General features: G+C 50.1%; 23 protein-coding genes. 10 read left to right on the forward strand and 13 right to left on the reverse strand.

Annotated elements, in window-relative coordinates:
• The first annotated feature begins 91 nt into the window (after positions 1-91).
• On the forward strand, positions 92-442 hold the full coding sequence (locus MON40_RS12765; protein WP_003756443.1) for a helix-turn-helix domain-containing protein: 351 nt from the start codon (positions 92-94) through the stop codon (positions 440-442).
• Positions 346-1,242 (forward strand): IS3 family transposase, encoded by an 897-nt coding sequence (locus tag MON40_RS12770; RefSeq protein WP_242925938.1) that lies wholly within the window; start codon positions 346-348, stop codon positions 1,240-1,242. Before MON40_RS12765 ends, MON40_RS12770 begins: the two co-directional genes overlap by 97 nt.
• A 76-nt stretch (positions 1,243-1,318) precedes the next feature.
• Here MON40_RS12770 and lysS read toward each other — a convergent pair whose 3' ends face one another.
• Positions 1,319-2,830 (reverse strand): lysine--tRNA ligase, encoded by a 1,512-nt coding sequence (gene lysS, locus MON40_RS12775; RefSeq protein WP_003775886.1) that lies wholly within the window; start codon positions 2,828-2,830, stop codon positions 1,319-1,321.
• Positions 2,831-3,084: 254 nt separating this feature from the next.
• On the opposite strand from lysS, the gene MON40_RS12780 reads away from it, so the two are divergent.
• Positions 3,085-4,230: a hypothetical protein gene (locus MON40_RS12780; RefSeq protein WP_039862685.1), complete on the forward strand. Its 1,146-nt coding sequence runs from the start codon at positions 3,085-3,087 to the stop codon at positions 4,228-4,230.
• Positions 4,231-4,631: 401 nt separating this feature from the next.
• On the opposite strand, the gene MON40_RS12785 is transcribed toward MON40_RS12780, so the two are convergent.
• Positions 4,632-6,656 carry an OPT family oligopeptide transporter gene (locus tag MON40_RS12785; RefSeq protein ID WP_242925939.1) on the reverse strand — a complete coding sequence of 675 codons (2,025 nt, stop codon included), beginning with the start codon at positions 6,654-6,656 and terminating at the stop codon, positions 4,632-4,634.
• Between MON40_RS12785 and MON40_RS12790 the strand changes: the two genes are divergently transcribed.
• From MON40_RS12790 to MON40_RS12810, 5 genes are all read left to right on the forward strand, one after another.
• A complete protein-coding gene (locus tag MON40_RS12790) occupies positions 6,643-6,810 on the forward strand; it encodes a hypothetical protein (protein ID WP_167317427.1) in 168 nt (55 codons plus the stop codon). The genes MON40_RS12785 and MON40_RS12790 overlap by 14 nt on opposite strands.
• A gap of 639 nt (positions 6,811-7,449) precedes the next feature.
• Positions 7,450-8,154 carry a septum site-determining protein MinC gene (gene minC / locus MON40_RS12795; protein WP_003762201.1) on the forward strand — a complete coding sequence of 235 codons (705 nt, stop codon included), beginning with the start codon at positions 7,450-7,452 and terminating at the stop codon, positions 8,152-8,154.
• 30 nt (positions 8,155-8,184) lie between these two features.
• Positions 8,185-9,000, forward strand: coding sequence for a septum site-determining protein MinD (gene minD, locus MON40_RS12800; RefSeq protein ID WP_003762203.1), 816 nt, complete (start codon positions 8,185-8,187; stop codon positions 8,998-9,000).
• Positions 9,001-9,003: 3 nt separating this feature from the next.
• A complete protein-coding gene (gene minE / locus MON40_RS12805) occupies positions 9,004-9,279 on the forward strand; it encodes a cell division topological specificity factor MinE (RefSeq protein ID WP_003765670.1) in 276 nt (91 codons plus the stop codon).
• A gap of 3 nt (positions 9,280-9,282) precedes the next feature.
• Entirely contained in the window at positions 9,283-10,203 is a 921-nt protein-coding gene (locus MON40_RS12810) for a hydrogen peroxide-inducible genes activator (protein WP_003762207.1), read from the forward strand.
• Between the two features lie 303 nt (positions 10,204-10,506).
• Here MON40_RS12810 and tldD read toward each other — a convergent pair whose 3' ends face one another.
• The gene (tldD, locus tag MON40_RS12815) at positions 10,507-12,003 is read right to left on the reverse strand and encodes a metalloprotease TldD (protein ID WP_003775875.1); all 1,497 of its coding nucleotides are present in this window, start codon (positions 12,001-12,003) and stop codon (positions 10,507-10,509) included.
• Positions 12,004-12,839: 836 nt separating this feature from the next.
• On the opposite strand from tldD, the gene MON40_RS12825 reads away from it, so the two are divergent.
• Both MON40_RS12825 and MON40_RS12830 read left to right on the forward strand, forming a co-directional pair.
• Positions 12,840-14,213 carry a Na+/H+ antiporter family protein gene (locus MON40_RS12825; RefSeq protein WP_003775871.1) on the forward strand — a complete coding sequence of 458 codons (1,374 nt, stop codon included), beginning with the start codon at positions 12,840-12,842 and terminating at the stop codon, positions 14,211-14,213.
• Positions 14,214-14,441 carry a SlyX family protein gene (locus MON40_RS12830; RefSeq protein WP_003742919.1) on the forward strand — a complete coding sequence of 76 codons (228 nt, stop codon included), beginning with the start codon at positions 14,214-14,216 and terminating at the stop codon, positions 14,439-14,441. It abuts the gene before it with no gap.
• A 223-nt stretch (positions 14,442-14,664) separates the two neighbouring features.
• Here the strand turns inward: MON40_RS12830 and MON40_RS12835 are convergent, their stop codons facing one another.
• From MON40_RS12835 to MON40_RS12880, 10 genes are all read right to left on the reverse strand, one after another.
• The gene (locus MON40_RS12835) at positions 14,665-15,204 is read right to left on the reverse strand and encodes a DUF924 family protein (RefSeq protein ID WP_039862681.1); all 540 of its coding nucleotides are present in this window, start codon (positions 15,202-15,204) and stop codon (positions 14,665-14,667) included.
• Between the two features lie 89 nt (positions 15,205-15,293).
• Entirely contained in the window at positions 15,294-16,190 is an 897-nt protein-coding gene (locus MON40_RS12840; RefSeq protein ID WP_242925940.1) for an IS3 family transposase, read from the reverse strand.
• The gene (locus MON40_RS12845) at positions 16,094-16,444 is read right to left on the reverse strand and encodes a helix-turn-helix domain-containing protein (RefSeq protein WP_036491819.1); all 351 of its coding nucleotides are present in this window, start codon (positions 16,442-16,444) and stop codon (positions 16,094-16,096) included. Before MON40_RS12845 ends, MON40_RS12840 begins: the two co-directional genes overlap by 97 nt.
• A gap of 117 nt (positions 16,445-16,561) precedes the next feature.
• Positions 16,562-17,224: an SH3 domain-containing protein gene (locus MON40_RS12850; protein ID WP_003775866.1), complete on the reverse strand. Its 663-nt coding sequence runs from the start codon at positions 17,222-17,224 to the stop codon at positions 16,562-16,564.
• A gap of 132 nt (positions 17,225-17,356) precedes the next feature.
• The gene (locus MON40_RS12855) at positions 17,357-17,845 is read right to left on the reverse strand and encodes a TlpA family protein disulfide reductase (protein ID WP_003775865.1); all 489 of its coding nucleotides are present in this window, start codon (positions 17,843-17,845) and stop codon (positions 17,357-17,359) included.
• Positions 17,842-18,228 (reverse strand): acyl-CoA thioesterase, encoded by a 387-nt coding sequence (locus MON40_RS12860; protein WP_003762224.1) that lies wholly within the window; start codon positions 18,226-18,228, stop codon positions 17,842-17,844. Before MON40_RS12860 ends, MON40_RS12855 begins: the two co-directional genes overlap by 4 nt.
• Positions 18,228-18,590 (reverse strand): hypothetical protein, encoded by a 363-nt coding sequence (locus MON40_RS12865; protein ID WP_003765647.1) that lies wholly within the window; start codon positions 18,588-18,590, stop codon positions 18,228-18,230. The genes MON40_RS12860 and MON40_RS12865 overlap by 1 nt, the downstream gene beginning before the upstream one ends.
• A 183-nt stretch (positions 18,591-18,773) precedes the next feature.
• Positions 18,774-19,931 carry a lipid-A-disaccharide synthase gene (lpxB, locus tag MON40_RS12870; protein WP_003775859.1) on the reverse strand — a complete coding sequence of 386 codons (1,158 nt, stop codon included), beginning with the start codon at positions 19,929-19,931 and terminating at the stop codon, positions 18,774-18,776.
• A gap of 447 nt (positions 19,932-20,378) precedes the next feature.
• Positions 20,379-20,753: a 50S ribosomal protein L17 gene (gene rplQ / locus MON40_RS12875; protein WP_009313013.1), complete on the reverse strand. Its 375-nt coding sequence runs from the start codon at positions 20,751-20,753 to the stop codon at positions 20,379-20,381.
• A 24-nt stretch (positions 20,754-20,777) separates the two neighbouring features.
• Entirely contained in the window at positions 20,778-21,764 is a 987-nt protein-coding gene (locus tag MON40_RS12880; protein ID WP_003775857.1) for a DNA-directed RNA polymerase subunit alpha, read from the reverse strand.
• Positions 21,765-21,772: the final 8 nt, after the last annotated feature.

Raw genomic sequence — 21,772 nt, forward strand, 5'->3', positions numbered from 1 at the left:
GATGTTAAGGTCGTCTGAAAACCAGTTTTCCGGTTTGAACTGCACCCCAAAAGTTGGACATCCCCTCCAACTCACAAGGTGCAGTTTTTTTATGAGCAAATATACATTACACTTCAAATACCAAGCCGTACTCCACTACCTGCATATACGCAGCCAACAACGTACCGCAGACCACTACGGCATTTCCCGAACCCACCTGAGACGATGGATACGCGCCTATCAAGAAGGCGGTATCGGCGCACTCGAACATCCCCAATCCAAAACCATGCCCCAACACCGCAAAAACCCCTTCATCGCCGACAAACCCGACCAAGAAAAAACGCAGGCAGAGCTTATCGAAGAGTTGTGCTATATGCGCGCAGAGGTCGCCTACCTAAAGGAGTTAAAAGCCCTCAGCCAAAAACAGACCGAAAAGGACAAAGCCAAACCGTCCAAACACTGAGGGCGCAACACCCGCTCAAATACCTGCTGCACATCGCAAACCTGCCCAAAAGCAGCTTTTACTACCACCACCAAGACCAGCCCGACACCGACGCAGCCGACAAAGCCCTCCTTGTCGAAACCTACCGGCGGCATAAAGGACGCTACGGACAAAGGCGCATTGCCGCAGCATTGGGTTGGAACCGCAAAAAAGCGGCGCGGTTGATGAGGCAGCTAGGGCTGAAAGCCCTCATACGGGCGAAAAAAGCCTACCGCCATCCCGCCATGGGCGAAATATCGGAACACCTCCTCAAACGCCGGTTCAAAGCCCGAAAGCCCAACGAAAAATGGCTGACCGACGTTACCGAACTCAAAGGGAAGGACGGCAAACTGTACCTCTCGCCGATATTGGACTTGTTCAACCGAGAAATCGTCGCCTACGCCATGAGCCGCAGAGCCGACAGCGAAATGGTGAAGGAAATGCTCGAAAAAGCTGCCCCCCGTCTGACTGATAAGGGAACGATGCTTCATTCGGACCAAGGTGTGCTGTACCGTACGGCGGGGTATAGGGAATTGCTTGCGGAGCATTCCATGGTTCAAAGCATGTCGCGAAAGGCGAACTGTTGGGACAATGCGCCGATGGAAAGCTTCTTTGCGGTGTTGAAGACGGAGTGTTTCTATAACGCAGGTGAATTGACGGTAGATGAATTGATGAAGCAGATAGATGACTATATGGATTACTACAACCGGGAGCGTTGCAGTTTGAAATTGAAAAAGCTGAGTCCTGTCGCATACAGAACCCAGCTTGCACAGAGCGCCTGAATAGGCTTTTATGAGCGTCCAAGATTTGGGGGCCAGTTCAGTTTTCAGACGACCTTTTCCCTATTATTTCCCTACCTTATTCGGGACGCATCTGCGGGAACAGAATCACGTCGCGGATGGTTTGCGAATCGGTCAGCAGCATCACCAGGCGGTCGATGCCGATGCCGCAACCGCCTGTCGGCGGCAGGCCGAATTCCATCGCGCGGATGTAGTCGGCATCGTAGTGCATGGCTTCGTCGTCGCCCGCGTCTTTTTGCGCCACTTGCGCTTTGAAGCGTTCGGCTTGATCTTCGGGGTCGTTCAACTCGGAATAGCCGTTTGCCAGTTCGCGGCCGACAACGAACAATTCGAAACGCTCGGTCAGTCCTTGTTTCGTATCCGAGGCGCGTGCCAACGGGGAAACTTCGACCGGGTAATCGACGATGAAGGTCGGGTTCCACAGTTTGCCCTCGGCGCAACCTTCAAACAGGGCGAGTTGCAGGCTGCCGATGCCGGGGGACGGCGGCAGGCTTTCGCCGTGTTTGACGATTTCTTTTTTCAGCCACTCCGCATCGTTCAACTGCTCGTCGGTGTAGTGCGGATTGTATTTTTTGATGGCTTCGAGAATGGTCAGGCGCTCAAACGGGCTTTCCAAATCGACTTCTTTGCCGTTGTAGCTGATTTTCGCCGTGCCGTTTACCGTGCGCGATGCGTTGCGGATGATGTCTTCCGCCATCTGCATCATGCGTTCGTAGTCGGAGAAGGCTTCGTAGAATTCAATCATGGTGAATTCGGGGTTGTGGCGCACGGACATGCCTTCGTTGCGGAAGCTGCGGTTGATTTCAAACACGCGCTCCAAACCGCCAACCACCAAGCGTTTCAGATACAGCTCGGGGGCGATGCGCAGGTAGAGCGGGATGTCCAAGGCGTTGTGGTGGGTCACAAACGGTTTCGCCGTCGCGCCGCCGGGAATCGGGTGCATCATCGGGGTTTCGACTTCGAGATAATGCTCGTTCACCATGAAATTGCGCACGGATTGGATGATTTGGCTGCGTTTGATAAACGTATTGCGCGATTCTTCGTTGGCAATCAAATCGACGTAGCGTTGGCGGTATTTGGTTTCCTGATCGCTCAAGCCTTTGTGTTTGTCGGGCAGCGGGCGCAGGGATTTGGACAGCAGGCGGATGTCGGACACGCGCACGGTCAATTCGCCGTGGTTGGTTTTGAACAAAGTGCCTTCCGCACCGACGATGTCGCCCAAGTCCCAATGGTTGAAATCGTCCAAAACTTCCTGACTCACGCCTTTGTTGTTCAGATAAAGCTGGATTTGGCCGGTCACGTCTTGGATGGTGGCGAAGCTCGCCTTGCCCATTTGGCGTTTGAGCATCATGCGGCCGGCAATTTTGACGGGAACGGCTTGCGGGTCGAGTTCTTCTTTGCTGATTTCGCCGTATCGGGCGTGCAAATCGGCGGCAAAGCTGTCGCGCTTGAAGTCGTTGGGATAGGCAATGCGCTGTTGGCGGATGTTGTGCAGTTTTTCGCGGCGCAGGGCGATGATTTGGTTTTCATCCAACTGCGGCTCGGTTTGCGGATTGTTTTGTTCGCTCATGGTGTTTTCCGGAAAAATAAATCAGGCGCAATCTGTTTCAGACGACCTGATTGAATCACAAAATTTGCGCATATTTTACGCGATGTCGGTGTTTTTTTCTATCCGGCTCAAAAGGTCGTCTGAAAAACATCGGGCAGGGGTTTCCGGTCAATCCGTTTGGCGGGAAAAAGATACCTGAAATCAAGTTTGGAAAAACATTTGGCTTTTTTGCTGTTATACTCATTCCATTTATTTCAAATCAATATCTGAAGATTATGTACTGGTCTATTCCCGATATCCCCGATACCATCGTCGCCCGCAAAAACAGCAAGTGGAATACCCCTTGGGTATGGCTGACGGTATTGGCTTTGCTTTTCATTGCGGCGTTGATTGTTGTGTTGTGGCTGAAAATCAGCCCGTTTTATCTGTTGATACCGGTTGGCGTTTGGGGCGCGGCTTTGCTGTACCGCTTTATCTTGTCGATGAACCGCAGCGCGGCAGCAGATGCTTGGGAAACCGAAAAATCGAATATCCGCAAAAAATGGACGGATTGGGCGCAAAGAAGCATCGTATTGGTCGATTCGCATACCATCCTGCCCGACCCCTTGTCGCTGCCGGACGTCATTACCCAAGCCTCAGGCGGACGAAATGCCGATCTTTTTCTGTTTCCGCGTGATGAAGACGAAGACCTGTGGCGCAGCGGCTATCCTTACGTTGCCGAACATTTTTACCAAAAATTGAGCGAATTGGCGGAGTATCGGCAGCCTGTGACCCTGCACATCGATGCGCCGGATGAAGAAGCGTATTTGAACTGGCAGCAAAGATTTGAAGAAATCGCCGAAATGGCGGGTGTCCGCGCGACTATCAAGCCTCTGTCTGATGGCGAAAGTTTGATGGGCGATTGGGTGGAAAACCGCCAGTTTGAAGGCATCCATGTGATTTTTTCGGCATGGCTGAACGAAGACGCTTCAGATGCCGAGTTTACAGAAAACGCAACTTGGCTGGCGTTCGCCTCGCCTTATGCCGCCAAACAGAACAAATTGCCCGTCAAAGCCGTTTTGCAGCGCCCGATTGCCATCTCCCTGTCCGATGAAACGGCACAAAACAAAGCGTTCGGACATTACGCCGATTACGCTTTGAAAAACCGCACCGTCCATGCCGCCTGGTTTACCGCGCCTCCTAAAGATACGCAGCAATACGTCGGCAAACTTCGCCAAGCAGGCGTCAGCTGGAACGATAATTTCGACCTACCCCTGATACACACGCCCGAACCCTATACAGGTCAACTTCCGCGAGAAAGCCACTGGCTAACTTTGGGCTTGATGGCTGAAAACATCGACCAGCAAAACCAATTGTTCGGCTGGCAGAAAGACGGCAATCTGTATATGGGCTGCCTGATTCATCAAAATTCAGTAGCATAAGCCGACTATCTTGTCAGGGTACGAAAGGTCGTCTGAAAACTTGAAGTTTGGGTTTTCAGACGACCTTTTATTGAATCGATACATGCTCGGAACAAACCGAGCCCGTAGCGTGGGCTTTGCCCGCGATATGAATGTACGGATACCGCCCAATTTAGATGGTTAAATGGCAGATTTCGTGGGCTACGGATTGCTGCAACGGCAACCTGTTCCTTCCCCCGTCCGGCGGGGGAAGGTTAGGATGGGGGTGGTTCTATGGCTTTTAGGTAAAATCAAATTAGTTTGCTCCATAGAGTCACCCTCTCCCGCCAAACGAAAGAGGGTGAAGACCGCAGATAAAAACAAGGTCGTCTGAAAACCTGAATCCCAAGTTTTCAGACGACCTCTTTATTTTCAAACCCAACTTACTTGACGCGTCCTGCTTTCAACACGCGTTGGGCGAAGAACACCATGCCTGTGATGAAGAACGCCAGTCCCAGCCATGATGCGGTGGTTTCCCAGTTTTCTAGACCCAGCGCGAGCGGGGCGTCGGAGCCACCGTTGGTCACGGAGAAGGCGATGATGAATGCCATCACTACGCCGACCAGGCTTTCGCCGACAATCAAACCGGCGGAGAACAAGGTTCCGATACGCTCGGCGTTTTTCAGACGACCTTCACGGTTTTCCGCTTTCTTGCCGATGATGTGTTTCAACACCGCCGCCAACACTGCACCGATCACGATGGGCATAGTGACGGACGGCGGCAGGTAGATGCCCATGCCGACTGCGAGGACAGGCAGTGCGCGTTTGCCGCCGGACGATTTTTTCAACACCAAATCGACGACGATTAACACCGCGCCGATCGCGATACCGGTGAAGATGTACGCCCATTCAAGGTTGTGGGCGAAAATACCCGACGCGATGGTCGTCATCAAAGTCGCTTGCGGAGCCGCCAAAGCCTGCGCCGCGTCCATGCCTTCGCGCGGCATTGCGCCGGTAAAGCCATAAGCTTCGTAGAGCAGTTCCAACACGGGCGAGATGACGAATGCGCCGACGATACAGCCGATAATCAACGCAATCTGTTGTCTCCAAGGCGTTGCTTTGAGCAGGTAGCCGGTTTTCAAGTCTTGCAGGTTATCGTTGGAAATCGAAGCCACACAAATCACTGCCGAGCCGCAGAACAAGGTCAGAGCCAGCAAGAATTTGCGGTTGGCTTCATCCGCCATCAAGCTGCCGGATTCTCCCACGACCAACAACACCAGCGAAATGATGACGATGGAAACCATGCCCACACCGGAAATCGGGCTGGAAGACGAGCCGACCAAACCAGTCATATAACCGCAGGCGGCGGCGACCAAAAAGCCGATGACGGAAGCTAAAAGCGTACAAACGACCACCAAAAGCCAAGCCATGCCGCCCGTAATGTGCGAATCGCCGATAAAGTGATAAAACGATACGCCCAAAATCAGCATCATGGACAATACCCAAAAAATCATGGCTTTAGGTGACAAATCCTGTTCGGCGCGTTCCGCAGCGGGCGCGCCGCCGCCGAAACTCTTGAACGACATTTTCAGACCCTCGAGCATCGGCTTGAGCAGCATCAAAAGCGTCCAAACCGCCGCGATACCGATGGTACCCGCGCCGATAAAGCGTACTTTTTCCTTCCACAGCTTCATCGCAAACGCCGCCATTTCCATATCGGCAGGCTGCGGAATGTGCGATGAAAAATACGGCACGGCAATACCCCAAGCAATCGAAATGCCCAACAGGATGGCAATGCCGCCCGTCAGCCCGACCAAGTAGCCCGCGCCCAACAATGCCAGCGAAAAGCCCATCGGCAGTTGGAAAATCGCCGTGCCGCTTTTAAACCAATAACTCGCACTGTCGGCAATCACGCGCAAACCGTTGGAACAAAAACTCATAAAGCCCGCCAACGCGCCGCCAGCCGCCAGCTCTTTAATGCCGCTGCCGCCCTGACGGCCTTCCTCTTCCTCGTGGCTGCCGACTTTCAAAATCTCCGCCGCCGCCACACCTTCGGGATAAGGCAACTCGCTTTTCACCACCATCGCGTAACGCAGCGGAATGGTGAAAATCACCCCCAAAATCCCGCCGGCAATACATAAAAGCGTCGTCTGCCAAAACGGGAAACCGCTCCAGTAGCCCGCCATCAGCAAACCGGGCAGGACGAAGATGATGGTCGAAAGCGTACCCGCCGCCGAAGCCTGCGTCTGCACCATATTGTTTTCCAAAATATTGCTGCCTTTGCAAAACTTCAAAACCGCCATCGAAATCACCGCCGCCGGAATCGACGAAGCAAAGGTCAGACCGACCTTCAAGCCGAGGTAAACGTTCGACGCGGTAAAGATCACGGTAATCAGCGCACCGAGTATCATGCCCCGAAGCGTCAGCTCGCGGTAATCCGCGTAAGGATCGTGGGTGGATTGTGTCATCGTGGATAGCCTTTCGGTTGATAAAAAACACGACGGCAGGCTCGAACCGGCTGCCGAATCTGCCTTTATGTTGTTGCGGCAGCAAGGAAATGTCAAGTTAGACAAAGAATGTGCAAAGAAAGCGGAAAAGTATAGTGGATTAAAATTGCAATGATACGGCGTTGCCAACGCCCTTATGTACTACCCGTACACGGCGGGCGTTGCCGCCTTGTCTCATTTTTATTTTAATCCACTATAAAAGGTCGTCTGAAACCGGTGTCCGCATTTTCAGACGACCTTAACGGTTCAAATCGCCTCACCCAACTCTGAAAAAACCTCCGAATCTCACCATTTATAGTGGATTAAATTTAAATCAGGACAAGGCGACGAAGCCGCAGACAGTACAGATAGTACGGAACCGATTCACTTGGTGCTTCAGCACCTTAGAGAATCGTTCTCTTTGAGCTAAGGCGAGGCAACGCCTTACTGGTTTAAAGTTAATCCACTATATTCCTTCAATGACCGACCGTCCTTATATAAAAAAATCCGTTCCTCCCGTTGACGGATCGTTCAGATTCGGAGCCTGCTCCAGATTTCAGACGACCTGTTGTCGCTTTTACGCCACTTCAAACAACTTTAAAGATAACGTCATTTCATGACAAAACCTTGCAATCGGCTTGCAATCGCGTTCCAGCCGTGATTTCAACCTGATAGATACAGGAAATTTCACTTCAGACGGCCCAAACGGATTGAATAGCCAAGATTTACACGGTAAACTTATACAATTAAAAAATTTTATGATTTACTCACTATTATGAAACCCGCCTTCGACATAAAGTCAGCCCGGCTTGACGTGCTGGCTATTCACCTGCATACCGCAGACTTGACCGAGCTGGAAGAATTTTTGCGCCAACGCGCCGGTCAATACCAAGAATTGGATGTCGTCCCCTTCGTTTTGGATGTGCAGGATTTTGACCATCCCGAGTCATTGGACATCGGTTCCATGATTTCCCTTTTCGCCCGTTACGGCATGCAGATTCTGGGGCTGCGCCACGAAAGCGAATATTGGGCATCCTTCGCAGCACGTTACCATTTGGTTTTCAGCCGTAGCGACAAATCCGAGCCGCAACAGCCCAAAATCAACCAAGAGCCCGCACCCGTTCAGGCAACGGTCATCAGCAACCCGACCGTCCTCATCAGCACCCCCGTCCGCACCGGACAACAGGTTTACGCGGAAAACGGCGACCTTATCGTGACCGGCATCGTCAGCCAAGGTGCGGAACTCATTGCCGACGGAAACATTCATATTTATGCGCCCATGCGCGGCAGGGCTCTGGCAGGCGCGAAAGGCAATACCAACGCGCGCATCTTCATCCACTCCATGCAGGCGGAACTGGTCTCCGTAGCGGGTATTTACCGCAATTTCGAACAAGACCTGCCCGACCACCTGCACAAAAAAGCCGTACAGGTTTCATTGCAAGACAACCGCCTGGTTATCAGCGCAATCGACACAGATTAACCATTCCAAGCATTTGATAAAGGAAACATCGTGACAAAAATCATCGTAGTAACTTCAGGCAAAGGCGGCGTAGGCAAAACCACGACCAGCGCCAGTATCGCAACCGGACTGGCTCTGCGCGGCCACAAAACAGCCGTCATCGACTTTGACGTCGGCTTGCGCAACCTCGACTTGATTATGGGTTGCGAACGACGCGTCGTTTACGACCTGGTTAACGTTATCCAAGGCGAAGCCACGCTCACCCAGGCCCTGATTAAAGACAAAAACTGCGAAAACCTCTTCATTCTGCCTGCATCGCAAACCCGCGACAAAGACGCGCTGACCCGTGAAGGCGTTGAGAAAGTCATGCAAGAATTGAGCAGTGACAAAATGGGATTCGAATACATCATCTGCGACTCCCCCGCCGGTATCGAACAAGGCGCATTGATGGCGCTCTACTTCGCCGACGAAGCCATCGTCACCACCAACCCCGAAGTATCCAGTGTCCGCGACTCCGACCGCATCTTGGGCATCCTGCAAAGCAAATCCCGCAAAGCCGAACAAGGCGGCACGGTCAAAGAACACCTGCTGATTACCCGCTACTCGCCCGAGCGCGTCAACAAAGGCGAAATGCTGTCCGTACAAGATATTTGCGACATCTTGCGCATCCCGCTTATCGGCGTCATTCCCGAATCGCAAAACGTCCTGCAAGCGTCCAATGCCGGCGAACCCGTCATCCACCAAGACAGCGCAACTGCCGCAGAAGCCTACAAAGACGTTATCGCGCGCCTCTTGGGTGAAAACCGTGAAATGCGTTTCCTCGAAGCCGAGAAAAAAGGCTTCTTCAAACGGCTGTTCGGAGGCTAAGTCATGTCATTAATGGATATGTTGTTCGGCAGAAAACCGAAAACCGCCGCCGTTGCACGCGACCGCCTGCAAATCATCATTGCCCAAGAGCGCGCGCAAGAAGGTCAAGCGCCCGACTACCTGCCGACCCTGCGCAAAGAATTGCTGGAAGTATTGTCCAAATACGTCAACGTTTCCCTGGACGACATCCGCATTTCCCAAGAAAAGCAGGACGGTATGGACGTTCTCGAATTGAACATCACCCTGCCTGAACAAAAAACGGAACAGAAAAAGGCTTAACACATGACCTTGACCGAATTGCGTTACATCGTAGCCGTCGCGCAGGAACGTCATTTCGGACGTGCCGCGCGCCGCTGCTTTGTCAGCCAGCCCACCCTTTCCATCGCCATCAAAAAGCTGGAAGAAGAGCTGTCGGTATCCCTGTTTGACCGCAGCAGCAACGACATCATCACCACCGAAGCGGGCGAGCGCATCGTTGCCCAAGCCCGCCGCGTGTTGGAAGAAGCCGAGCTGATCAAGCACCTTGCCAGCGAAGAGCAAAACGAGTTGGAAGGCGCATTCAAACTCGGTCTGATTTTTACCGTCGCCCCCTACCTTCTGCCCAAGCTCATCATTTCCCTGCGCGAAACCGCGCCGAAAATGCCCCTGATGCTTGAAGAAAACTACACGCACATCCTGACCGAATCGCTCAAGCGCGGCGACGTCGATGCCATCGTAGTCGCAGAACCCTTCCAAGAGCCTGGCATCGTCACCGAGCCGCTGTATGACGAGCCTTTTTTCGTCATCGTCCCCAAAGGACACCATTTCGAAGAACTCGATGCCGTTACGCCGCAGATGTTGAGCGAAGAACAGGTCTTGTTGCTGACGGAAGGCAACTGTATGCGCGATCAGGTCTTATCAAGCTGCTCCGAGCTTGCCGCCAAGCAGAAAATCCAAGGTCTGACCAACACCCTGCAAGGCAGCTCCATCAACACCATCCGCCACATGGTTGCCAGCGGTCTCGCCATCAGCGTCATGCCCGCTACTGCACTGACCGAAAACGACCATTTGCTGTTCAGCATCATCCCGTTTTCAGGCTCCGTCCCGCACCGCCGCGTCGTTTTGGCATACCGTCGGAACTTCGTCCGCCCCAAAGCATTGACTGCCTTACGGACCGCCATCCTTAATTCCCATCTTCACGGCGTTACTTTTGTCCAAGAGTAAAGCGCATTGAATACCGGGCATCGATGAAATCATGCACAGGGCTTTCAATCGTGATGATATTCAACAAGCCGCCGATTTTTTCGGCGGCTTGTTTTTTGTGTCTCAGCAGATGGATAAGCCAGAAATCGTGTAGAACGTTCGATCAGATAAACTTGTGCTTTAATGCCTTAAAACATGATTCTCTTTGAACTCGAACATGACAAAGCTTCAACAGTTTCCAATCAATAAGCCAGCCATCTAATACAAAACGTCGTCTGAAAACCCCAGATACAGTTTTCAGACGACGTTTTATTTTTAATTGCCTTAAATCTCGCTACCGCCGACGGTCAGTCCCGAATCAATCCGCAGGGTCGGTTGTCCGACGCCAACAGGAACGCTTTGCCCGTCTTTACCGCACACGCCGACACCGCTGTCCAACGCAGTATCGTTACCTATCATGGAGACGTGTTTCAAAACTTCGGGGCCGTTGCCGATGATGGTCGCGCCTTTGACAGGATATTGCAGTTTGCCGCCTTCGACCCACCATGCTTCGGATGCGCTGAAGACGAATTTGCCGCTGGTGATGTCCACCTGTCCGCCGCCGAAATTGACGGCGTAAATGCCTTTATCGATGGACGCGATGATTTCGTCGGGTTCGTAGCTGCCGTTTTCCATAAAGGTATTGGTCATGCGCGGCATAGGGGCGGAGGCGTAGCTTTCGCGGCGGCCGTTGCCGGTGGATTGCGTACCCATCAGGCGGGCGTTGGTTTCGTCCTGCATATAGCCGACCAAGATGCCGTCTTCAATCAATACGGTGCGGCGTGTTTCATTGCCTTCGTCGTCGATATTGAGCGAACCGCGCCTGTCGGCAATGTCACCCTGATCAACGACGGTAACGCCTTTGGCGGCAACGCGCTCACCGATTCTGCCTGAAAAGACACTGGTTTCTTTGCGGTTGAAATCGCCTTCCAAGCCGTGTCCGACGGCTTCATGCAGCAACACGCCCGGCCAGCCGTTGCCCAAGACAACGGTCATTTCGCCTGCGGGCGCAGGGCGGGATTCGAGATTAATCAGGGCTTGTTTGACAGCGGAATCGACAAACTGCCGCACCAAAGTTTCATCAAAATAAGCCAAGTCGTAGCGTCCGCCGCCGCCCGCGCTGCCCTGTTCGCGTCGGTCGCCCTGTTTGGCGATGACGGTAACGTTCAGGCGCACCATCGGACGGATGTCGGCGGCGTGCCTGCCGTCGAGGCGGGCGATGTAAATCATGTCATATTCGCAAGTCAGCCCCGCCATCACTTGCACAATGCGCGGATCGGCGGCTTTGGCAAGCGTTTCCACTTTGTTCAATAAGGCAACTTTGGCGGCGGAATCGAGACCGATAATGGGATTCAGCACCGCATGGACGGATTTGCCGTATGCGGCGGACGGCACTTTGACAGAAGCTTCGCCGCCTGCCGCGCCGATGACGCGGACGGCTTGGGCGGAACGGTTGATCGAATCGATACACAAACTGTCCGCATAGGCAAAAGCAGTTTTTTCGCCTGAAACAGCGCGCACGCCCACCCCCTGATCGATTTGGAAGCTGCCCGATTTGACGATGCCCTCTTCCAAATGCCAGCTTTCAAAAGCAGTGCGCTGGCAATAGATGTCGGCGTAATCGACGTGATGCGCGCCGATGATGCTCAGGCTTTTGGCGAGCAGCTCAGGGGAAAGGTGATTGGCTTCGAGCAAATCGCGCTGTACGGTAGCGTAAGTTGAGTGCATGGTTTTCAGACGACCTTCAAGGCTAGGGAAACTTGGGGCTTGATTATACGGCATTTATTCTCGTTCTAGTCGAATAGATAAAAAGCGCAATCAAGTTTCCGTACTGACCTGACAGGCGGCGGACTAAGCTGCATCATGCCTTACGGTTTTCTTGAGATTGAACCGGAACACTTGGACCGCTTATGGCAGATTTCGCGGGCAAAGTCCACGCTACGGATTGCTTCAACGGTAACTTATCCCATCCCCCGTCTGGCGGGGGAAGGTTAGGATGGGGTGGCTTTGTGAGTTTAAATATAGTGGATTAACTTTAAACCAGTACAGCGTTACCTCGCCTTGCCGTACTATCTGTACTGTCTGCGGCTTCGTCGCCTTGTCCTGATTTAAATTTAATCCACTATAAAATCAAATTCGTTTGCCCCGTAGAACCCCCCTCTCCCCGACCCTCTCCCGCCGGACGGGAGAGGGGAGCAAGTTACAGATAAAAACGAGGTCGTCTGAAAACTTGAAAGTCGAGTTTTCAGACGACCTTTTATTTAATCCACGCCAGTTTGTAGCGTGGGCTTTGCCCACGAAATCTATCTTCTGACAATCTGAATTGGATGATCACGTTTTCACTCATATCGTGGGCAAAGCCGACGCTACGGTTTACTGCAACGGCAACTTATCCCTCCCCCCGTCCGGCGGGAGAAGGTTAGGATGGGGGTGGTTCTATGGCTTTAGGTAAAATCAAATATGCTTAAGGTCGTCTGAATCGGCTGCCTGCACATTCCATCCTATTCATTTGCATGAATAATCGGCTTGCCCTAGCCCGTTAAATCATGTTAGGTTATGATGTTTCTTTTTAATATGTGAACGGATGGTCTGAGGGTCGTCTGAAACGGAGAAAAGGCATGAATGCCGTAGTGGTTGCAGTAATCGTTATGCTCGTGTTGTCGCTATCGCGGGTACACGTCGTATTGAGCCTGACTGTCGGTGCGTTCGTCGGCGGCCTGGTGGCGGGAATGCCGCTGGAAAACATCGTGGATACGGCGGGCAATGTAACGCAGTCGGGGATTATTCCCGTGTTTAACGAAGGCTTGAAGGGCGGCGCGCGGATTTCTTTGTCTTATGCGATGCTCGGTGCGTTTGCGATGGCGATTACCTATTCGGGGCTGCCGCAGCAGCTTGCGGGCGGCATTATCCGCAAACTCAACAACAGTCAGGATGCCGCGAAAGGCGAAAGTTCGGTGAAATGGACGCTGCTGCTGATTATTTTGGCGATGGGCATCATGAGTCAAAACGTCGTGCCTATCCATATCGCGTTTATTCCGATGATTATTCCGCCGCTTTTGCTGGTGTTTAACCGTTTGAAAGTCGACCGCCGCCTGGTGGCGTGTGTGATTACGTTCGGTTTGGTGACGACTTATATGTTCCTGCCTTACGGCTTCGGTACGATTTTCTTGAACGACATCCTCTTGGGCAACATCAAATCTGCGGGCATGGATGTAAAAGACATCAGTGTCATGCACGCGATGGCGATTCCTGCGCTGGGTATGGTGGCGGGGCTGCTGGCGGCGTTTGTCCACTACCGCAAATCACGCATTTATCAAACCAATACTGTCGATACGGAAGACAACCGCGAAGCATCCGAACAGCCCCAGCCTTCGGCTTACCGCAGTCTGGTGGCGGCAATCGCGATCGGTGTGTGTTTTGCGATTCAGTTGATGTATAAAGATTCGCTGGTGTTGGGCGCGATGTTGGGTTTTGCCGTCTTCATGATGCTCGGTGTGATGAACCGCAATGCTGCCAGTGATGTGTTCGGCGAAGGCATCAAAATGATGGCGATGGTCGGTTTCATCATGATTGCGGCGCAAGGTTTTGCGGCAGTCATGACCGCGACAGGCGAAATCAAACCGCTGGTCGAACACAGTATGCAGCTTTTCGGCGGCAATAAAGGCATGGCGGCATTTGCCATGTTGTTTGTCGGATTGTTGGTCACCATGGGTATCGGCTCTTCTTTCTCCACCTTGCCGATTATTACCGCGATTTATGTGCCACTGTGTATCAGCCTCGGCTTCTCGCCGCTGGCAACCGTCGCCATCGTCGGTACGGCAGGTGCATTGGGCGACGCCGGTTCGCCCGCGTCCGACTCGACGCTCGGCCCGACCATGGGTTTGAACGCCGACGGGCAACACGACCACATCCGCGACTCTGTCATCCCAACCTTTATCCACTACAATATCCCGCTGATGATTGCGGGCTGGATTGCCGCGATGGTGCTGTAAATGAGCGAAATGGACGAATTGGAACACCGCATCACCGAGCTGGAAATCCAAACCGCGCTTCAGGAAGACTTAATCGGCAGCCTGAACGATACGGTGGCGAAAATGCAGCAGACGCTGGATTTACAGCAGGCGCAGTTAAGGCTGCTTTATCAGAAAATGCAGGACAAAGGCGCAAACGGAGAGCGTGAACCTTACAGCCTGCGTGATGAAATTCCGCCGCATTATTGAAGCGGAAATATAGTGGATTAACTTTAAACCAGTACGGCGTTGCCTCGCCTTAGCTCAAAGAGAACGATTCTCTAAGGTGCTGAAGCACCAAGTGAATCGGTTCCGTACTATCTGTACTGTCTGCGGCTTCGTCGCCTTGTCCTGATTTAAATTTAATCCACTAAATGAAAGAAGGTCGTCTGAAAAATGGTTTTCAGACGACCTTCAAATTTTAAAACCCAAATTAAAATGACGAACCTTCCTGTTTCAAAAATTCCGCCTCTTCCTCCGTGCCTTCACGCCCCAATACGGCATTGCGGTGCGGATAGCGTCCGAAGCGGTCGATGATGACTTTGTGTTTGATTTCAAAATCCAATGCGTGTCCGTCGGTATAGCGTTCAAACAGAGGAACGGCTTGTTCGTGGACAACTTGGCTTTCGCTGTGCATCAACGGCATGAGCATGAAATGGCGTTCGTGCGATAGGAGGTCGGCGAAACTGGGCTGACGGACGGCTTCTTGGGCAAGGATGAGAGCGGCCAAATCTTGGGCAAATGCTTGGGAGCTGTTGCGAAACAGGTTGCGCGAGAATTGGTCGAGCAGGATGATTTCGGCGAGCCTGCCTTGCAGGGTGTCGCGCCAGTGTGCAAGCTCGCCACGGGCCGCCTGTTGCCAGACATCAAAAAATCGCGCGCGAATCTTGGCATCGAATTCATCGTTTTTGGCAAACAGAAAAGGACGGTTTTCTTCGGCAAACCAGAAGTCTAAGACGGTTTGGGGTGTCATGAACATTCCTTGCAATAGAAGATTATTAAGTACAAGGTCGTCTGAAAAATGAACTGGCCCCCAAATCTTGGACACTCATAAAAGCCTATTCAGGCGCTCTGTGCAAGCTGGGTTCTGTATGCGACAGGACTCAGCTTTTTCAATTTCAAACTGCAACGCTCCCGGTTGTAGTAATCCATATAGTCATCTATCTGCTTCATCAATTCATCTACCGTCAATTCACCTGCGTTATAGAAACACTCCGTCTTTAACACCGCAAAGAAGCTTTCCATCGGCGCATTGTCCCAACAGTTCGCCTTTCGCGACATGCTTTGAACCATGGAATACTCCGCAAGCAATTCCCTATACCCCGCCGTACGGTACAGCACACCTTGGTCCGAATGAAGCATCGTTCCTTTAGCAGTCAGACGGGGGGCGGCTTTTTCGAGCATTTCCTTCACCATTTCGCTGTCGGCTCTGCGGCTCATGGCGTAGGCGACGATCTCGCGGTTGAACAAGTCCAAGATTGGCGAGAGGTACAGTTTGCCGTCCTTCCCTTTGAGTTCGGTAACGTCGGTCAGCCATTTTTCGTTGGGCTTTCGGGCTTTGAACCGGCGTTTGAGGAGGTGTTCCGATATCTCGCCCATGGCGGGATGGCGGTAGGCTTTTTTCGCCCGTATGAGGGCTTTCAGTTCCATCTGCTTCATCAACCGCGCCACTTTTTTGCGGTTCCAACCCAATGCTGCGGCAATGCGCCTTTGTCCGTAGCGTCCTTTATGCCGCCGGTAGGTTTCGACAAGGAGGGCTTTGTCGGCTTCGTCGGGGTCGGGTCGGTCTTGGTGATGGTAGTAAAAGCTGCTTTTGGGCAGGTTTGCGATGTGCAGCAGGTATTTGAGCGGGTGTTGCGCCCTCAGTGTTTGGACGGTTTGGCTTTGTCCTTTTCGGTCTGTTTTTGGCTGAGGGCTTTTAACTCCTTTAGGTAGGCGACCTCTGCGCGCATATAGCACAACTCTTCGATAAGCTCTGCCTGTGTTTTTTCTTGGTCGGGTTTATCTGCGATGAAGGGGTTTTTGCGGTGTTGGGTCATGGTTTTGGATTGGGGATGTTCGAGTGCGCCGATACCGCCTTCTTGATAGGCGCGTATCCATCGTCTCAGGTGGGTTCGGGAAATGCCGTAGTGGTCTGCGGTACGTTGTTGGCTGCGTATATGCAGGTAGTGGAGTACGGCTTGGTATTTGAAGTGTAATGTATATTTGCTCATAAAAAAACTGCACTTTGTGAGTTGGAGGGGATGTCCAACTTTTGGGGTGCAGTTCAAAACTGAATCAAGGTTTTCAGACGACCTTTTTGATTACGCCGACATATCGACAACTTTTGATTAATCCACCCGCTCCAACTGACTTTTATGAACATACCCTTGGGTAGTCGTATCTTTTAATTGAACGAGGTACCAATCCTTACGAACGGTTTTCAATTTTTCTACTATGGCGTTGTCGTCCAAGCGTTTGATTATGTCGGCATGGGCATCCGGTTGGCTCCTGAGGTTAACCTTATGGCTATCTGTGGATTTAACGATGAAATCATTATTCATAATCAACGAGTAAATACAGCCCGAATCAGGGATTTGTTTCGCCGTTGTTTTTGGGATTTTTTCAAATTTTATAAGTTTGGCAGAATAATATTTACCGTCACAAATGACTTCCGTACCCACTTTACCCATAGTAATTTGGGCAGGCTGTTTGACAGAATCTTCCTGATAGACGTAAAAATTCGGCGGAAGCACCAATTCTTTCAAAACAGCAGTTTGCTGCGATTTGCTTAAATTAAGGGAGATTCGGTTTTGATTCGATATTTTGGTGTCTTCAGGGATAAAGTCAAAATATAAAATCCTTTGATTCCGAGCATTACCATCTAAACTTTTACCCCAATAAACCCACAGCATGCCTTTTTGAGGAACACCTTGTGCAAATGTCAGCTGAAATACGCTCAAAATAACGCCGACAAAAATAAAATAAAGAAATTGTTTATTTTTCAAAGCCATTTTCAATGATGCTCAGAATCTACTTACCGAAATTGCCCTTCACTCAGTCCCACAACAGACAATATCGCTGATTGTTTAATATATTTATAACAGAGGTCGTCTGAAAACAGTCACAAACCTCTCAAGCCAGTATTACTTCGCCAATTCTTTGTCGATTTCCTGATAAAGCGCGGCGAAGTCTGGTTCTCCGACAAAGGTTTTCAGGATTTCGCCTTTTTTATTGATCAGGAAAGAAGTCGGGTAAACCTGCGTACCGAACGCTTGGGCGGCGGCTTTATCGGCATCAAACATGACGGTAAAAGGCAAGCCGTATTCTTTGACGTATTGGTTTACGCTTTCCAGCGGGTCTATCGGCTGGGCAATGCCGAGGACTTGGAAGTCTTTTCCTTGATAGTCTTTGGACATTTTAATGACTTTGGGCATTTCGCTGACACAGCCCGGGCAGGAGGGAAACCAAAAATTGATGAAGCTGACTTTGCCTTGCAAATCGGCATTGGACACCGGTTTGCCTTGCAGGTCAGACAAAGAGAATGCGGGAGTAGGTTTGTTATCCGGAATAAGGACGATGGCAAGCAGCGCACCGATAATGGCGACTGCGGCAATGGTAATGAGCTTTTTCATGCTTCGGCGTATTGTTTTAAAAGGGTAAAGAGAGGTTCGGGAATGCTGATGCTTCGACCACTTTCTGCGCTGACGACCATCAAAGTGCTTTCGGCTTCGACGGCATTTTTACCGCTGGGCAAAACGATGTTTTGAGTGAGAATAATATGGCGCGAGGTCAGCTCTTTCAGACGACCTTCAAAGCGTAATATGTCGCCATCGACGGCGGCACGGCGATAACGGATGTCGGTGCGGACAACCACCAGCATCAAGCCGTCGATTTCGGACAATAAACCGTGTTCCTCAAAAAACGCCCAGCGCGCTTCTTCGAGAAATTCGAGATAGCGCGCGTTGTTGACATGACCGTAGCCGTCAAGATGGTAATTGCGGACGCGGATATTCATCAGTTCAGATTGAAGGGTTGAAAGGCTTCACGGGCGAGCGGTTCTTGCTCGAGGTCGGTGATAACGGTAGAAAGCTGGATGTCGAACCATTCATTGAAAATATCCGCATTCAAATCAGGCCATTCGCTTTCATCTTCGCACCAATCGGCAAGTTCGGCAGCGAAAATGTCTTCAAACCGCGCTTCGATTTCGTCCCATACTTCGTCGGCGGTTTCACACGGACGGACGAGATAAGAATTGGCATCAGCTTGAATATCTTCAAGCGTCAAACCGTCAAGATGATTGCCGGGCAGGGTTTGCAGCCAGTTCCAAAAAGGATCGAGCGGGATGAGCAGGAAGACGCTGCGGTTGACTTCGTACATGATGTTTTCCTTGATTTCAGATAAGGGAATGATATAGCAAAGGCCGTGCAAACGCTATCTTTGCCTGCCAAAGAGTGGATAGGTTGGGACAAGGCGATGTTTGGATTGCAACCCATTTTCCTGCTTCATTACTTTTTGCAGATTTGATTACCGCTCTTTTCTCTTGTCAAATCGCAGGTCCAACTAAGAGTTGAAAAAACCTGCTTCTTCCAATACAGCATTTGCCACCAGTGTATCGGTATCTTTCCTCAATAATAAATGCAGCTCATGAAAATCTTGTTTCAAGCGGGCAACTGCTGCCGGATGTTCATACCAATAAATCATGGCTTCTGCCAGTTTCTCAGGCGTCGCATCATGTTGCAAAAGCTCTGGAACAGCACATTTGTTCAGCAAAATATTGGGCAAACCGACATGTGGCACTTTAACTTTACGCTTCACATAAGCATAAGTCAGAGGAGATATCTTATAGCTGATCACCATAGGACGTTTGCACAAAGCCACTTCCAGCGTTGCCGTCCCGCTGGTCACCAAAACCACATCTGCCGCAGTACAAACAGTATCTGCTTGTTTATCGACTAATGTAATGGGAAGGTCCGAAAATTGATCAGAGGTAAGAATTTTTGATATACGACGGCGGGTTGCCTGCGTAGCAACCGGCATCAGAAACTGCGCCTGTGGGTAACGCTTCAACAGAAGTAATGCGGTTTGAAAAAATACAGGAGCCATGTAATCAATTTCGCTAACACGACTGCCGGGCATCAAGGCAAATACTGGGATAGACGGCGCAACTCCCAACTGGAGACGCGCAGAAGATTGATCAACATCTACAGGCATGGTTTGAGCCATCGGATGACCGACAAACTCAGCCTTACCACCGGCATCCAAATAGAGCTGTGGTTCCATTGGGAAAAGGCACAACACCCGGTTAACTTGATGAACAATTTTGTTCACCCGTTCACGCCTCCACGCCCAAACAGAAGGGCTGACATAGTGAACCGTTGGAATACCCGTTTTCTTCAGTTTCTCTTCCACCCAAAGATTAAAATCAGGTGCATCAATCCCAACAAAAACATCCGGTTTTATACGAATAAGGTCATTAACCAGACCTTTTCGGATTTTCAAGATTTCGGGCAAACGTTTAACTACCTCAACAAAGCCTCGTACTGCCAATTTTTCTTGGTCATAAAGACTTTCAAATCCTTCCGCCTTCATCCGCTCGCCACCGATACCAATAAATCTTGCATCAGGACAACGTTTTTTAATCGCACTAATAAGATGTGCACCAAGCAGATCACCCGATGCCTCAGCAACACTCATTGCAATCGTGAGAGAAGTAGTCATATAAAATTATGGGATACAAAAAAGAATTTGGTAAGTGTAATACCTGACAGCAAAGAAGTTCTTAGTCAAATTTCAATTATAGAGACCTTTGCAAAAATAGTCTGTTAACGGAATTTGACTCATAAAAATGCGCTAAAAATTTTCAATTGACCAAAACCTTTATGATTTTAAGTAAAAGCTAGGAAAAATCAGAAAGGTTTTTCATTTTGAAAATAGTATTGAACAGAAAATTTTAGTAACTTATGTTATTTAAAATATCTCTTATAATATGATACTGAAAAGAAATACTCTATCCATGGCAAACCCACTTACCTATACAAAACAAAAGAATAACTTCAATATACCAAGAGTATTTTAAATAGAGTATTTAAAATACACAAAAGGTAGCTTGCATATAATAAAACACCATTTGAGAAAACAAATGGTGTTTTATTATGGTGTATTAGATTACTCGGCAGCTTCTGCTGCTTTGTCTACTAATTCAATCAATGCCAAAGGTGCATTGTCGCCTTTGCGGAAACCATATTTCAGTACACGAACATAACCGCCATTACGGGCAGCAAAACGTGGACCTAACTCATCAAACAATTTAACTACAACATCACGATCACGAGTGCGGTCAAATGCCAAACGACGGTTTGCCAAGGAAGGTTTTTTACCCAATGTAATCAAGGGTTCTACTACGCGGCGCAATTCTTTAGCTTTAGGCAAAGTTGTCACAATAGTCTCGTGAGTCAACAATGAGTTCGCCATATTACGCAGCATTGCAGCGCGATGGCTGCTTGTACGGTTTAATTTGCGGTTACCATTACGATGACGCATGTCATTATCCTTTAATCTTCAAACTTACGGCTTTTCTAAGCCTACAGGCGGCCAAGCTTCCAATTTGGAACCTAGTGTCAAGCCTTTAGATGCCAACACTTCTTTGATTTCATTCAAAGATTTACGACCCAAATTCGGAGTTTTAAGAAGCTCTGTTTCAGTACGTTGAATCAAATCGCCGATATAATAAATATCTTCAGCTTTCAGACAATTAGCTGAACGTACAGTTAATTCCAAATCATCTACCGGACGCAGCAGGATAGGGTCAATAGGAGGAGCTTTTTCTTCAACTTCTTCTACTGGAGTACCTTGCAAATCAGCAAAGATAGACATTTGATCAATTAAAATACGAGCGGCACTACGTACAGCTTCTTCAGGATCAATAGAACCATCAGTTTCAATATCCAAAACCAATTTATCTAAATCCGTACGCTGCTCTACGCGTGCAGGTTCAACTTCAAAGCTAACACGACTGATGGGCGAAAAGCTCGCATCCAACTGAATTGCACCAATCTGGCGGTTTTCATCGCGCACAACACGACGACCAGAAACAGATTGATAACCACGCCCCTGCTCAACTTTGATTTCCATCTCAATTTGACCATTCTCGGCCAAATGACAAATAATATGCTCAGGATTTAAAATTTCCACATCATGTGGCAATTCGATATCACCGGCAACTACTACACCGGCCCCTGACTTTCTCAAAGTTAACTGAACTTGGCCACGCCCATGCAGCTTAAATACAATACCTTTGACATTCAATAAAATATCGACAACATCTTCTTGAACGCCATCAACAGTAGAGTATTCGTGCAACACACCGGAAATGGCCACTTCAGTAGGAGCAAAACCATTCATGGATGACAGTAAGATACGACGCAAAGCATTACCTAAAGTATGACCAAAACCGCGCTCAAACGGCTGCATGGATACTTTTGCACGAGTTGTAGATAAAGTATCGACATCAATTTGACGAGGTTTCAAAAATTCGGTTGTGCTATTTTGCATTTAACTGT

This window comes from Neisseria macacae ATCC 33926 (assembly GCF_022749495.1).
Taxonomy (GTDB): domain Bacteria; phylum Pseudomonadota; class Gammaproteobacteria; order Burkholderiales; family Neisseriaceae; genus Neisseria; species Neisseria macacae.

Coding starts and splice junctions, on each gene's coding strand:
- MON40_RS12830 (WP_003742919.1), top strand. CDS start 14,214: ATGAGCGAAATGGACGAATTGGAACACCGCATCACCGAGCTGGAAATC.
- MON40_RS12855 (WP_003775865.1), bottom strand. CDS start 17,845: ATGAAAAAGCTCATTACCATTGCCGCAGTCGCCATTATCGGTGCGCTG.
- MON40_RS12860 (WP_003762224.1), bottom strand. CDS start 18,228: ATGAATATCCGCGTCCGCAATTACCATCTTGACGGCTACGGTCATGTC.
- MON40_RS12780 (WP_039862685.1), top strand. CDS start 3,085: ATGTACTGGTCTATTCCCGATATCCCCGATACCATCGTCGCCCGCAAA.
- lysS (WP_003775886.1), bottom strand. CDS start 2,830: ATGAGCGAACAAAACAATCCGCAAACCGAGCCGCAGTTGGATGAAAAC.
- lpxB (WP_003775859.1), bottom strand. CDS start 19,931: ATGACTACTTCTCTCACGATTGCAATGAGTGTTGCTGAGGCATCGGGT.
- tldD (WP_003775875.1), bottom strand. CDS start 12,003: ATGCCGTATAATCAAGCCCCAAGTTTCCCTAGCCTTGAAGGTCGTCTG.
- MON40_RS12835 (WP_039862681.1), bottom strand. CDS start 15,204: ATGACACCCCAAACCGTCTTAGACTTCTGGTTTGCCGAAGAAAACCGT.
- rplQ (WP_009313013.1), bottom strand. CDS start 20,753: ATGCGTCATCGTAATGGTAACCGCAAATTAAACCGTACAAGCAGCCAT.
- minE (WP_003765670.1), top strand. CDS start 9,004: ATGTCATTAATGGATATGTTGTTCGGCAGAAAACCGAAAACCGCCGCC.
- minC (WP_003762201.1), top strand. CDS start 7,450: ATGAAACCCGCCTTCGACATAAAGTCAGCCCGGCTTGACGTGCTGGCT.
- MON40_RS12880 (WP_003775857.1), bottom strand. CDS start 21,764: ATGCAAAATAGCACAACCGAATTTTTGAAACCTCGTCAAATTGATGTC.
- MON40_RS12765 (WP_003756443.1), top strand. CDS start 92: ATGAGCAAATATACATTACACTTCAAATACCAAGCCGTACTCCACTAC.
- MON40_RS12850 (WP_003775866.1), bottom strand. CDS start 17,224: ATGGCTTTGAAAAATAAACAATTTCTTTATTTTATTTTTGTCGGCGTT.
- MON40_RS12810 (WP_003762207.1), top strand. CDS start 9,283: ATGACCTTGACCGAATTGCGTTACATCGTAGCCGTCGCGCAGGAACGT.
- MON40_RS12865 (WP_003765647.1), bottom strand. CDS start 18,590: ATGTACGAAGTCAACCGCAGCGTCTTCCTGCTCATCCCGCTCGATCCT.
- MON40_RS12845 (WP_036491819.1), bottom strand. CDS start 16,444: ATGAGCAAATATACATTACACTTCAAATACCAAGCCGTACTCCACTAC.
- MON40_RS12825 (WP_003775871.1), top strand. CDS start 12,840: ATGAATGCCGTAGTGGTTGCAGTAATCGTTATGCTCGTGTTGTCGCTA.
- MON40_RS12785 (WP_242925939.1), bottom strand. CDS start 6,656: ATGACACAATCCACCCACGATCCTTACGCGGATTACCGCGAGCTGACG.